This is a genomic window from Agromyces tropicus, assembly GCF_039531345.1.
Classification (GTDB): Bacteria; Actinomycetota; Actinomycetes; order Actinomycetales; family Microbacteriaceae; genus Agromyces; species Agromyces tropicus.
Genome location: NZ_BAAAPW010000001.1, coordinates 1,090,953 through 1,102,385, shown reverse-complemented (window position 1 = coordinate 1,102,385; position 11,433 = coordinate 1,090,953). Strand labels below are relative to the sequence as shown.

The following is an 11,433-nucleotide window of genomic DNA, read 5'->3' as shown; positions in this document are numbered from 1 at the left end:
CCGAACATGGGCGATCCCGCCCATGTCCCGCCGCCCCGCGCGGCCGTAGCGTTCCCGCACCGGACCACGGGCACCGGGCTCGACGGCCGGTCATCGGAACACGAGGAGACGCGCATGCCCCGATACATCGTCGAACGGACCTTCCCCGACGGCCTCTCCGTGCCGCCCGACGCGACGGGCGCGGCGGCCATGCTCAAGGTCGTCGACCGGAACGCCGAGCGCGGCGTCACCTGGCTCCACTCGTACGTCACGGGCGACACCAAGCACACGTTCTGCGTGTACGACGGTCCCGACCCGGAAGCGATCCGCGCGGCCGCGGAGCTGAACAGCTTCCCCGTCGACCGCATCACCGAGGTCCGCGTGCTGGACCCGTACTTCACCTTCTGAGCACGACCGCCGCACCGCGCCCGCCCGACCCCCGATGTCGGGCGGGCGCGGTGCATGCCCGCGCGTGCATGGCGCGACGCGCGCGCGTTGGTAGACTGCCCCCGACAACCTCATACCGGGCCATCGACGCATCGCGGGAGAGCCGGCGGAATCCGTCCAGACGGAGGCCGACCGGCACCGAAGGAGCAAGCCTCCCCGCCAATCTCTCAGGTCGCATCACCGCGATGACGAGGCCGACTCTGAAAAGCGGATGCCGCCCCGGCGGACCTCCCGCCGAAGGTGAAAGCACAGCTCCCCGGGGCGTCGCGAAGCTCTCAGGCCCATGACAGAGGGGGAGTTCTTTCCAGCGGCGACCGCCGCGCGATCCGCGCGATCCAGGAGAACTCGTGACCGACGCACCCGGAACCACCGACCAGGGCACCACCGAGCGCCGCAGCCCCCTCGACGAGGTGCACCGCGCCGAAGGCGCCTCGTTCACCGACTTCGCCGGCTGGCAGATGCCGGTCCGCTACTCCAGCGACCTCGCCGAGCACCACGCGGTGCGCGAGCACTCCGGCCTCTTCGACCTCTCGCACATGGGCGAGATCGTCGTGGTCGGGCCGGAGGCCGCCGACTCGCTCGACTACGCGCTCGCCGGCAAGCTCTCCGCGATCGCCGAGGGCCAGGCCAAGTACTCGCTGCTGCTCGCGCGCGACGGCGGGGTCATCGACGACCTCGTCGTCTACCGCACCGGGCCCGACCGCTTCATGGTCGTCGCGAACGCGGCCAACCGGCACGTCGTCGCCGAGGAGCTCCGCGCCCGCACCGCGCCGTTCGAGACCGAGGTGTTCGACGAGTCCGACGACATCGCGCTCATCGCGCTGCAGGGACCCGACGCGCTCGAGGTGCTCCAGCAGACCGAGGGCTTCGGCATCGAGGGCCCCGGCAACGACGAGGAGGACTTCGTCGCCGCCGTCGCCGCGCTGAAGTACTACCGCGCCCTGCCGGCCACGTTCGAGGGCGAGCCCGTGCTGGTCGCCCGCACCGGGTACACCGGCGAGGACGGCTTCGAGCTGTACGTCGCCCCCGATCGCGCGAAGACGCTCTGGGACGCGCTGCGCGAGACCGGTGGCCCGCGCGTCGTGCCGTGCGGGCTCGCGAGCCGCGACACGCTCCGCCTCGAGGCGGGCATGCCGCTCTACGGCCACGAGCTCGGCCGCGACATCTTCCCCGTGCAGGCGGGCCTCGGCCGCGTGGTCGCCCTCTCGAAGGAGGGCGACTTCGTCGGGCGCGAGGCGATCGAGCAGGGCCCCGCGGCCGACGCGCCGGTGCTCGTGGGCCTGACGGCCGAGGGGCGCCGCGCCCCGCGCGCCGGCTACGCCGTGTTCGACGGGGACGGCGAGGACGCCCGCCGCGTCGGCGAGGTCACGTCCGGCGCGCTGTCGCCGACGCTCGGCCACCCGGTCGCGATGGCGTTCGTCGCGCCCGACCTCACCGAGGCGGGGACCGCGCTCTTCGTCGACGTGCGCGGCACGCGCATGCCGGCATCCGTCACCGCACTGCCCTTCTACAAGCGCGGCGCCTAGGCGCCCCGCCGGACCCGCACCGCACCACACGACCAGCACGAGGAGCACCTGATGACCGATCGCAGCGAACTGCAGTACACCGCCGAGCACGAGTGGGTGAAGGTCGACGGCGACACCGTCACCATCGGCATCACCGACTACGCCGCCGAGAAGCTCGGCGACGTCGTCTACGTCGACCTGCCCGACCCGGGCAGCACGGTCGCCGCCGGCACGGTCGTCGGCGAGATCGAGTCGACGAAGTCCGTCGGCGAGCTGTTCGCCCCGGTCGACGGCGAGGTCGTCGAGTCGAACCAGGCCGTGGTCGACTCGCCCGAGCTCGTCAACAGCGACCCCTTCGGCGACGGATGGCTGCTCAAGGTGACCACCACCTCGCTGCCCGCCCTCCTCAGCCACGACGAGTACCGCGCCCTCACGGGCGAGTAGTCGCCCCTCCGCCGGGCCCGCCCGGCACCGCGACCCGCGACAAGGAAACCAGCACGCACATGCCCAGCACCTCCCCGGCCTTCGACGTCGACGCCTTCGGGCGCCGCCACATCGGCACCACCCCGCGCGACCACGAGTGGATGCTCGCGGCGCTCGGCTACGACTCGCTCGACGCGCTCATGGATGCGGCGGTGCCGAGCGCCATCCGGATGCAGGAGGTCGTCGACTCGGCGATCCCGGCTGCCGCGACCGAGCGCGAGGCGCTCGCCGAGCTGCGCGCCCTCGCCGATGCGAACACCGTGCGCACCTCGATGATCGGCCTCGGCTACTCGGGGACCATCACGCCTGCGGTGATCCAGCGGAACGTGCTCGAGAACCCGAGCTGGTACACGGCCTACACGCCGTACCAGCCCGAGATCTCGCAGGGCCGGCTCGAGGCGCTGATCAACTTCCAGACCGTCGTCGCCGACCTGACGGGCCTCGACACGGCCAACGCGTCGATGCTCGACGAGGGCACGGCGGTCGTCGAGGGCATGCTGCTCGCACGTCGCGCGTCGAAGAACCGCACGAACCGGTTCGTCGTCGACGCGGACGCGCTGCCGCAGACGCACGCCCTGCTCGCGTCGCGCGCGGAGGCGGTCGGCATCGAGCTCGTCGTCGCCGACCTCGACGAGACGACGGATGTCGCGGCGCTCGGCGAGCACTTCGGCGTGTTCGTGCAGTACCCCGGCGCGTCGGGTCGCGTGTGGGACCCGTCGTCGATCATCGCCGCGTCGAAGGAGCAGGGCGCGCTCGCGGTCGTCGCGGCCGACCTGCTCGCCATGGCGCTCGTCACGAGCCCGGGCGAGCTCGGCGCCGACGTCGCCGTGGGCACGTCGCAGCGCTTCGGCGTGCCCATGGGCTTCGGGGGTCCGCACGCCGGCTACATGGCGGTGCGCAAGGGCCTCGAGCGACAGCTCCCGGGACGGCTCGTCGGCGTCTCCCAGGACGCCGCCGGCCACCCCGCCTACCGGCTCAGCCTCCAGGCGCGGGAGCAGCACATCCGCCGCGAGAAGGCGACGTCGAACATCTGCACCGCCCAGGTGCTGCTGGCCGTGATGGCGTCGATGTACGCCGTGTACCACGGGCCGCGCGGCATCCGCCACATCGCCGTGACCACCGCGGCGAAGGCGAAGGCCCTCGCCGATGCGCTGACCGGCTACGGGCTGACGCTCGAGCACGACGCGTACTTCGACGCGATCCGGGTCCACGTGCCCGGCCTCGCCCGCAACGTGGTCGAGCGCGCCCGCGAGCTCGGCGTCCATCTGTGGGAGGCCGACGAGGCGACCGTCCACGTCGCGGTCGACGAGACCACGACCGAGGCCGAGCTGTCGCTCGTCGTCGACGCGTTCGGCCTCGGCGAGCGCGTCGAGGTCCCGGTCCCGCTGCGCGAGCTGCCGGCCAGCCTGCCCGAGGCGATGCGCCGAACCACCCCGTACCTCGAGCACCCGGTGTTCAACTCGCACCACTCCGAGACGCAGATGATGCGGTACCTCAAGCAGCTCGCCGACCGCGACTACGCGCTCGACCGGGGCATGATCCCGCTCGGCTCCTGCACCATGAAGCTCAACGCGGCGACCGAGATGCAGGCCGTCACGTGGCCCGAGTTCGCGGACCTGCACCCGTTCGCGCCCGAGGCCGACGTGGTCGGCTCGCTCGGGCTCATCGAGCAGCTCGAGGCGTGGCTCGCCGAGGTCACCGGCTACGACACGGTCTCGCTGCAGCCCAACGCGGGCAGCCAGGGCGAGCTCGCGGGCCTCCTCGCGATCCGCGGCTACCACCTCGCCAACGGCGACGCCGAGCGCGACGTCTGCCTCATCCCGTCGAGCGCCCACGGCACCAACGCCGCGTCGGCGGTGCTCGCAGGCATGAAGGTCGTCGTCGTCGCGACCGACGAGCTCGGCAACGTCGACCTCGACGACCTGCGCGCCAAGATCGCCGCGAACGCCGAGCACATCGCCGCGCTGATGATCACCTACCCGTCGACGCACGGCGTCTACGAGCACGAGGTGAAGTCGATCACGCAGGCCGTGCACGACGCCGGCGGCCAGGTCTACATCGACGGCGCCAACCTCAACGCACTGCTCGGCTTCGCCCGCTTCGGCGACGTCGGGGGCGACGTGTCGCACCTGAACCTGCACAAGACGTTCTGCATCCCGCACGGCGGCGGCGGCCCCGGCGTCGGCCCGGTCGCGGCGAAGGCGCATCTCGCGCCCCACCTGCCCGGCCACCCGATGGCGCAGCGCGCCGACCACGCCGGGGGCGTCGAGCACGGCGGCGGGCCGGTCTCGGCGGCGCCCTACGGCAGCCCGTCGATCCTTCCGATCTCGTGGGCCTACGTCCGCATGATGGGAGCCGAGGGCCTGAAGCAGGCGACCGCGACCGCGGTGCTCGCCGCGAACTACGTCGCCGCACGCCTGCGCGACCACTTCCCGGTGCTCTACACGGGTGAGAACGGGCTCGTGGCGCACGAGTGCATCCTCGACCTTCGTCCGCTGACGGCCGAGACCGGCGTCACGGTCGACGACGTCGCCAAGCGCCTCATCGACTACGGCTTCCACGCCCCGACGATGTCGTTCCCGGTCGCGGGCACGCTCATGGTCGAGCCGACGGAGTCGGAGGACCTCGGCGAGCTCGACCGCTTCGTCGAGGCGATGATCGCGATCAAGGCCGAAGCCGACGCCGTCGGGCGCGGCGAGTGGCCGGCGGAGGACAACCCGCTGCGCAACGCCCCGCACACCGCGGAGTCGGTCATCGCGGGGGAGTGGACGCACCCGTACACGCGCGAGCAGGCCGTCTACCCGGTTCACTCGCTCGTGCGAAACAAGTACTGGGCGCCCGTCCGCCGCATCGACCAGGCGTACGGCGACCGCAACCTCGTGTGCGCGTGCCCGCCGATCGAGGCGTTCGCGTAGCGGACGCCTCGATGGGAAGCGCAGCGGCATCGCGCCGGGACGCAGTCTCGGCGTTCGCGTAAGCGCCGACGACTCGACGGGAGCGGGCGCGGTCGATCACGACCGCGCCCGCTCCCGTCATCCGAAGATCCCGCCCCACACCGCCCGCGCGCCCGAGTCGCCGGCCAGCACCACCGCGACCACGCTGCCTGCGCCGACGACGGCGACCGCGACGCCCAGCACGACGTTCCCGGCCACCCGGATGCCGCGACGCTCGGCGAGCGCGGGCACGCCGACCCGGAACCAGGTCCACTGGGCCGCCGCGACGACGAAGAGCGCCGTCGTCCAGATCGGCACGGCGCGACCGAACTGCTCGTGCTGCGCGGTGCCGGGGAGCGGGCCGACGCGCGCGAGCAGGTCCGCGCCGGCCTGCATCGTCACCGGGGCGAGCACCGCGACCGCCAGGGTCGCGAGGAAGGTGAGGATGCCGAGGCGCCGACGCGCCGCGGGCCACCACTGGCCGAGCATCAGGGCGAGTGCGGCGAGCGGCACGAGCACGACGAGGGCGTGGACGAGCAGCGGATGCAGCGGAAGCCCGATGAGTTCGGAGATATCGTCCATACCGAGGGCACGAGACCGATCGGCCTCCGGTTCATCCGCAGGGTGAACCGATCGGGCGCCGGCCTCGTGGTCCCGGTGGAGGTGCCATGCCGAGCGACGACGATTCCGCGCTGCGGGCGCTGCACGACGCGCACGCGCCGGCGATCCGCCGCTACGTCATGCACCTGACCGGCGGCAGCGCGAGCGTGGACGACGTCGTGCAGGAGACCCTGCTGCGGGCCTGGCGGACGCCGGGCATCATGGCGGAGGGGCCCGAGCACACCCGCGCCTGGATGTTCACGGTCGCGCGGCACCTCGTGGTCGACGAGCAGCGCAGCGCCCGTCGACGTCACGAGCTCGGCACGCCCGACCCGCCCGAGCGCGCCGTCGACGACCGGACCGACGCCCTCTTCGAGCGACTCATCGTCGAGGAGGCGCTCGCCTCGCTCAGCGAGGACCATCGCGCCGTCATCGTCGAGGCGTACTACGGCGGACGCAGCACCGCGGAGCTCGCCGACCGGTTCGGGATCCCCGAGGGCACGGTCAAGTCGCGGCTCCACTACGGGCTGCGCGCGCTGCGCCTCGCACTGCAGGAGAAGGGGGTGACCCGGTGAACGACGACCACGAGCGCTACGTCGACTGGGACGCCGCGTACGTGCTCGGCGCGCTGACGCCGGTCGACCGCCGAGCGTACGAGGCGCATCTCGATGGCTGCGAGCGGTGCCGTGCCGCCGTCGCCGAGCTCGCGCCGATGCCCGGCCTGCTCGCCAGGCTCGATGCGGAGGCCGCGGAGGCCGTCGGCGGGGCGGATGCCGCGGCCCGTCCGGGCACGGACCCGGTCGCCGGTCCGGAGGCGCCCGCCGTGCCCGCCCCGGCGATCGCCCGCACGGGCGCCCCACCCGCTCGGATCGGCGGAGCGGGGCCGCGCCGCGTGCGCCTCCTCGCCGCGATCGCGGCGTCGGTGCTGCTCGTGGCGGCCGTCGTGGCGGGCATCGTGACGGCAACGCTCCCGCGCGGCGACGCGGAGGTGGTCGCCATGGAGCCGGTCGGCGACACCCCGCTGACGGCGTCGGTCGCGGTCGCGAGCGTGCCGTGGGGCACCCGGCTGTCGATCACCTGCCGGTACGGCACGGGCGAGTGGACGGGGGAGGGCGAGACGTGGGAGTACGGCCTCTACCTGACGGATGCCGCGGGGGAGGAGACGCAGGTGTCGACCTGGCATGCGGGCCAGGGGCAGGTCGTCAGGCTCGACGCGGGCACCGCGCTCGAGCGCGACGACCTCGTCTCGATCGAGGTGCGCGCCCTCGCGACCGGCGAGGCGCAGCTCGAGGCCGACCTCCCCTGAACGGACCGCCCGCCGGACCGCGGTGAACCGCGGCGGCACCCGTCTCGTGTCTCGGGTGATCGCACCTCGCGATCCTCGAACGGAGGGGTTCCCATGGATTCCAGGATCATGCTGGGCGTCGCGGTCGCTGCGGCGGCACTGCTCGGGCTCGCCGGATGCGCCGCCGGAGACGACGGCGCATCGAGCTCGTCGAGCGTGGAGTCGAGCGAGTCGGCGCCGGGCGACACCGCGGCCACCGAGTCGCCGTCCGACGACGACACGTCCGGCATCACCGGGCTCTCGACCGCCGACTCCGACCTCGGCACCATCGTCGTCGACTCGGACGGCACCACCGTGTACCAGTTCGACAGCGACACGCAGGGCGGCGACGCATCCACCTGCGAGGGACAGTGCGCCGACAACTGGCCGGCCGTGCACGGCGACGCCGCAGCGGTGGAGCTCGACGGCGTCACGGGCGAGGTCGGCTCGATCACCGGCATCGACGGCGAACCGCAGCTCACGCTCGACGGATGGCCGCTCTACTACTTCGCGGGCGACGCGGCGGCCGGCGACACGGCCGGCCAGGGCGTCAACGGCGTCTGGTGGGTGCTCACCCCGGCGGGCGAGCCGGTCCGCGGCTGAGGGCGCGGCTCCATCCGGCCGCGCGGCGCGGCGGTCAGGCGGTCCGCGGCGCCGCGTGGCGGCCGCGCTCGACGTAGACGATGCGCGACTCCGCGGCGGCGGCCCGGCGGCGGAGCACGCGCTGCTCGGCCTCGCGGACCTCCGCCTCGGTCGCGGAGAACCGGCGCTCGGTGCGGCGAGCGGCGAGGCCGCCGGCATGTGCGGCGTGTGCGAGGTCCATGGTCTTCCTTCTCCCTGGCGGGGCCGTTCGCGACGGCCTCGGCCAGCGTGCGCCGACCGCGTCGGCGCGGCATCCGGGCGGTCCCGTCGTCGGTGCCCGGGAGTACACTGAGGATCACTCGCACTAAGGGGGGTGCGCATGATCCCGATGGACCTCGTGGCGACGCTCGCCACGCTCGGATTCGTGGGCGTGATGGTCGGCTGCACGATCGGCGCGTCTCGCATGACCGGGCTCGAGCAGCGCGCCGGAATGCTGGACCGCCGCAACCCGGGGCTCGCCGACGCGCTGCGTCGCGCCGAGTCGTTCAGCGACATGACCCGCAGCGGCTTCTACGGCGGGGCCGAGCAGTTCTCCACCGTGTGCACGCCGGGCCGGCGCAGCTGGATCGAGGGCGCGCGCGTCCGCGCGAACGACTCCGACCTGCGCGTCGAGCCGCCGGAGGAGGTGCTCCCGCCGATGCCCGCGACGGTCGTCGCGCTCGCCGGGTCGCGCCACGTCGCCGAGGCGCCGCGGCCGCGGCATCCGTCGCCCCGACCGGGCCGCCCGACGCAGCCCGTCGGTCAGTCGGCGGGCGGCGCGAACAGCGCCGGCCACCACCCGACCGCGAGCGGGTAGCCGACGAACGACACGATGTCGAGGAGCCAGTGCGCGATGACGAGCGGCATCGTGCGGCCCCAGCGCGTGTAGGCCCAGCCGAACACGACGCCCATGAGGGCGTTCCCCACGAACCCGCCGAAGCCCTGGTAGAGGTGGTAGCTGCCGCGCAGCAGCGCGCTCGAGATGATGGTCGCCCACGGGCCCACGCCGAGCTCCCGGAGCCGGGTGAAGAGGTAGCCCACGGCGATGAGCTCCTCCGTGAGGGCCGCCTTCAGGGCGGCCAGCACGAGGATCGGCACCGTCCACCAGTGCGTGTCGATCGGCTGCGGCACGATGGCGACGCTGAACCCGAGGGCTCGGCCGGCCGCGTACAGCGCGAGTCCGGGCACGCCGATGACCGCCGCGAGCAGCACGCCCGAGGCCAGGTCGCGACCCGGCCTGGTCAGGTCGAAGCCGATCCGTCGGAAGGGGCTGCGACCGGGCTGCCAGAGGAGGTAGAGGACGAGGGCGACGACCGCGAGCCCGAACGCGACGTCGAGGAACTGGTAGGTGAAGTCCAGCCACTCGCGCGCCGAGCGCGACTGGTTGAGCGCGGCGCTCTGCTGCGCGAGCGGCCGCTCGTCGGTCAGGCGGGCCACGATCGCGACGATCGAGTACACGGCCGAGGCGCCGAGTGAGAGCGCGAGCACGATGGCGATCTCGATGCGCAGGCGTCGTCGGGCGTCGGCCATGCGGCAATCCTCGCACGGGCGCGCAACGCGCAAGAATCGTGCGTCGGCGCATGCTCATCTGCGCACCGGCGGCTCGCAAGATTGCGCCTCGGTAACGGTTCCGCCGTGAAGTTTGTTCGGCCCGGAGCCGCTTATAGTCTCGATTCACCTACCAGCGCCCCCTGCTCGACCACGAATCGGACAGTCGTGCGCTCATCTCACAGGAGGAACATTGAAGATCAAGAGAATCGGCGTTGCCGCCATTGCTCTTGCGGCGGCCGGTGCGCTCACGCTCGCCGGTTGCTCGTCCAGCAGCGAGCCGACCGCACCCGCGGGTGACAGCACCGCGATCATCACCACGAACGGTTCCGAGCCCCAGAACCCGCTGATCCCGACCAACACCAACGAGACCGGTGGCGGCAAGATCCTCGACTCGATCTTCGCTGGCCTGGTCTACTACGACGGCGAGGGTGCTCCGCACAACGACATGGCGGAGTCGATCGAGACCGACGACGCGCAGACGTACACGATCACGATCAAGGACGGCCAGACGTTCACGAACGGCGAGGACGTCACCGCCGAGTCGTTCGTCAAGGCCTGGAACTACGGCGCCGCGCTCGACAACGCGCAGCTCTCGAGCTACTTCTTCGACTCGATCGAGGGCTTCAGCTACGACGAGAACGTGGACGAGCTGTCCGGCCTCGAGGTCGTCGACGACAAGACCTTCACCGTGACCCTCAAGCAGCCGGAGTCGGACTTCCCGCTCCGACTGGGCTACTCGGCCTTCTTCCCGCTCCCCGAGGCGGCCTGGGAGGACCTGGACGCCTTCGGTGAGAACCCGATCGGCAACGGCCCGTACATGCTCGACGGCGAGGGCGCGTGGAAGCACAACGAGCGCATCGACCTCGTGAAGAACGAGGACTACCAGGGTGACCGCCAGGCCGCCAACGGTGGTCTCTCGATCATCTTCTACGCCACGCAGGACGCGGCGTACGCCGACCTGCAGGGTGGCAACCTCGACGTGCTCGACGCCATCCCGGACAGCGCGCTCTCGACCTTCCAGGACGAGTTCGGCGACCGTGCCATCACGCAGGGTGCTGCGATCTTCCAGTCCTTCACCATCCCGGAGCGCCTCCCGCACTTCGAGGGTGAGGAGGGCCAGCTCCGCCGCGCCGCGATCTCGCACGCGATCAACCGCCAGGAGGTCACCGACGTGATCTTCTCGGGTACCCGTACCCCGGCCCACGACTTCACGTCGCCGGTCATCGACGGCTACTCGGAGGACATCCCCGGCAGCGACGTGCTCGACTACGACGGCGACATGGCCAAGGAGCTGTGGGCCGAGGCCGACGCCATCAGCCCGTGGGAGGGCTCGTTCCAGATCGCGTACAACGCCGACGGCGGCCACCAGGGCTGGGTCGACGCGACGACGAACCAGATCAAGAACGAGCTCGGCATCGACGCCTCGGGTGCTCCGTACCCGACGTTCGCCGAGATGCGCACCGCGGTCACCGACCGCACCATCCAGACCGCGTTCCGCACCGGTTGGCAGGCCGACTACCCGTCGCTCTCCAACTTCCTCGGCCCGATCTACGTGACCGGCGCCGGCTCGAACGACGGTGACTACTCGAACCCCGAGTTCGACGCGCTGATCCAGGAAGGCCTCGGCGAGACCGATGTCGACGCTGGCATCGAGAAGTTCCAGCAGGCGCAGGAGATCCTCTTCGAGGACCTCCCCGCGATCCCGCTCTGGTACTCCACGGTGAACGGCGCCTGGAGCGAGTCGGTGGAGAACGTCGAGTTCGGCTGGAACTCGGTGCCGCTGTACTTCCAGGTCACCAAGAGCGAGTAATTCTCGGTCGGGGCATCCGAGGGTTAGACTCTCTGACGCCCGTGGGGCGGCGGTCCGTTGGATCGCCGCCCCACTCCCACGTATCCGGGGTGTGCCGAGGCGCGTAACATCGTGTGTGCGCACTCCCTTAACGGTGAGGTTTCTTCAACAATGTCTACACACGCAGATCGCGGGGCCTGA

The 11,433-nt window shown here is 71.9% G+C and carries 12 protein-coding genes and 2 riboswitches; of the genes, 9 read left to right on the top strand and 3 right to left on the bottom strand.

Annotated features, from left to right (window positions below; genetic code table 11):
* The first annotated feature begins 114 nt into the window (after positions 1-114).
* The 4 genes from ABD230_RS05025 to gcvP all read left to right on the top strand — a co-directional run bounded on the left by ABD230_RS05025 (position 115) and on the right by gcvP (position 5,329).
* Positions 115-387, top strand: a complete 273-nt coding sequence (locus tag ABD230_RS05025) for a DUF4242 domain-containing protein (RefSeq protein WP_344369899.1) — start codon at positions 115-117, stop codon at positions 385-387.
* 124 nt (positions 388-511) lie between these two features.
* A riboswitch (glycine riboswitch) is annotated at positions 512-619 on the top strand.
* Between the two features lies 1 nt (position 620).
* A riboswitch (glycine riboswitch) is annotated at positions 621-726 on the top strand.
* Positions 727-773: 47 nt separating this feature from the next.
* On the top strand, positions 774-1,952 hold the full coding sequence (gene gcvT, locus ABD230_RS05020; RefSeq protein ID WP_344369898.1) for a glycine cleavage system aminomethyltransferase GcvT: 1,179 nt from the start codon (positions 774-776) through the stop codon (positions 1,950-1,952).
* 51 nt (positions 1,953-2,003) lie between these two features.
* A complete protein-coding gene (gene gcvH, locus ABD230_RS05015; protein ID WP_344369896.1) occupies positions 2,004-2,375 on the top strand; it encodes a glycine cleavage system protein GcvH in 372 nt (123 codons plus the stop codon).
* A 59-nt stretch (positions 2,376-2,434) separates the two neighbouring features.
* Entirely contained in the window at positions 2,435-5,329 is a 2,895-nt protein-coding gene (gene gcvP / locus ABD230_RS05010) for an aminomethyl-transferring glycine dehydrogenase (RefSeq protein ID WP_344369895.1), read from the top strand.
* Between the two features lie 117 nt (positions 5,330-5,446).
* Here the strand turns inward: gcvP and ABD230_RS05005 are convergent, their stop codons facing one another.
* Positions 5,447-5,929 carry a DUF2231 domain-containing protein gene (locus ABD230_RS05005; protein WP_344369893.1) on the bottom strand — a complete coding sequence of 161 codons (483 nt, stop codon included), beginning with the start codon at positions 5,927-5,929 and terminating at the stop codon, positions 5,447-5,449.
* Positions 5,930-6,015: 86 nt separating this feature from the next.
* On the opposite strand from ABD230_RS05005, the gene ABD230_RS05000 reads away from it, so the two are divergent.
* The 3 genes from ABD230_RS05000 (at position 6,016) to ABD230_RS04990 (ending at position 7,874) form a co-directional block, all read left to right on the top strand.
* Positions 6,016-6,522, top strand: coding sequence for a sigma-70 family RNA polymerase sigma factor (locus ABD230_RS05000; RefSeq protein WP_344369891.1), 507 nt, complete (start codon positions 6,016-6,018; stop codon positions 6,520-6,522).
* The gene (locus ABD230_RS04995) at positions 6,519-7,253 is read left to right on the top strand and encodes an anti-sigma factor (RefSeq protein ID WP_344369890.1); all 735 of its coding nucleotides are present in this window, start codon (positions 6,519-6,521) and stop codon (positions 7,251-7,253) included. The genes ABD230_RS05000 and ABD230_RS04995 overlap by 4 nt, the downstream gene beginning before the upstream one ends.
* Before the next feature lie 93 nt (positions 7,254-7,346).
* The gene (locus tag ABD230_RS04990; protein WP_344369889.1) at positions 7,347-7,874 is read left to right on the top strand and encodes a COG4315 family predicted lipoprotein; all 528 of its coding nucleotides are present in this window, start codon (positions 7,347-7,349) and stop codon (positions 7,872-7,874) included.
* A 34-nt stretch (positions 7,875-7,908) separates the two neighbouring features.
* Here the strand turns inward: ABD230_RS04990 and ABD230_RS04985 are convergent, their stop codons facing one another.
* A complete protein-coding gene (locus ABD230_RS04985) occupies positions 7,909-8,094 on the bottom strand; it encodes a hypothetical protein (RefSeq protein ID WP_344369888.1) in 186 nt (61 codons plus the stop codon).
* A gap of 138 nt (positions 8,095-8,232) precedes the next feature.
* On the opposite strand from ABD230_RS04985, the gene ABD230_RS04980 reads away from it, so the two are divergent.
* Entirely contained in the window at positions 8,233-8,709 is a 477-nt protein-coding gene (locus tag ABD230_RS04980) for a hypothetical protein (protein ID WP_344369887.1), read from the top strand.
* On the opposite strand, the gene ABD230_RS04975 is transcribed toward ABD230_RS04980, so the two are convergent.
* Positions 8,655-9,422 (bottom strand): CPBP family intramembrane glutamic endopeptidase, encoded by a 768-nt coding sequence (locus ABD230_RS04975; RefSeq protein WP_344369885.1) that lies wholly within the window; start codon positions 9,420-9,422, stop codon positions 8,655-8,657. The two genes, ABD230_RS04980 and ABD230_RS04975, sit on opposite strands and share 55 nt — an antisense overlap.
* A 211-nt stretch (positions 9,423-9,633) precedes the next feature.
* Here ABD230_RS04975 and ABD230_RS04970 point away from each other — a divergent pair, with 211 nt between their 5' ends.
* Positions 9,634-11,253 carry a peptide ABC transporter substrate-binding protein gene (locus ABD230_RS04970; protein WP_344369884.1) on the top strand — a complete coding sequence of 540 codons (1,620 nt, stop codon included), beginning with the start codon at positions 9,634-9,636 and terminating at the stop codon, positions 11,251-11,253.
* Positions 11,254-11,433: the final 180 nt, after the last annotated feature.

Excerpts from the sequence above, each read along its gene's own strand:
- ABD230_RS05000 (WP_344369891.1), top strand. The coding sequence starts at position 6,016 with ATGCCGAGCGACGACGATTCCGCGCTGCGGGCGCTGCACGACGCGCAC.
- ABD230_RS04975 (WP_344369885.1), bottom strand. The coding sequence starts at position 9,422 with ATGGCCGACGCCCGACGACGCCTGCGCATCGAGATCGCCATCGTGCTC.
- gcvP (WP_344369895.1), top strand. The coding sequence starts at position 2,435 with ATGCCCAGCACCTCCCCGGCCTTCGACGTCGACGCCTTCGGGCGCCGC.
- ABD230_RS05025 (WP_344369899.1), top strand. The coding sequence starts at position 115 with ATGCCCCGATACATCGTCGAACGGACCTTCCCCGACGGCCTCTCCGTG.
- ABD230_RS04980 (WP_344369887.1), top strand. The coding sequence starts at position 8,233 with ATGATCCCGATGGACCTCGTGGCGACGCTCGCCACGCTCGGATTCGTG.
- gcvH (WP_344369896.1), top strand. The coding sequence starts at position 2,004 with ATGACCGATCGCAGCGAACTGCAGTACACCGCCGAGCACGAGTGGGTG.
- ABD230_RS04990 (WP_344369889.1), top strand. The coding sequence starts at position 7,347 with ATGGATTCCAGGATCATGCTGGGCGTCGCGGTCGCTGCGGCGGCACTG.
- ABD230_RS04985 (WP_344369888.1), bottom strand. The coding sequence starts at position 8,094 with ATGGACCTCGCACACGCCGCACATGCCGGCGGCCTCGCCGCTCGCCGC.
- ABD230_RS05005 (WP_344369893.1), bottom strand. The coding sequence starts at position 5,929 with ATGGACGATATCTCCGAACTCATCGGGCTTCCGCTGCATCCGCTGCTC.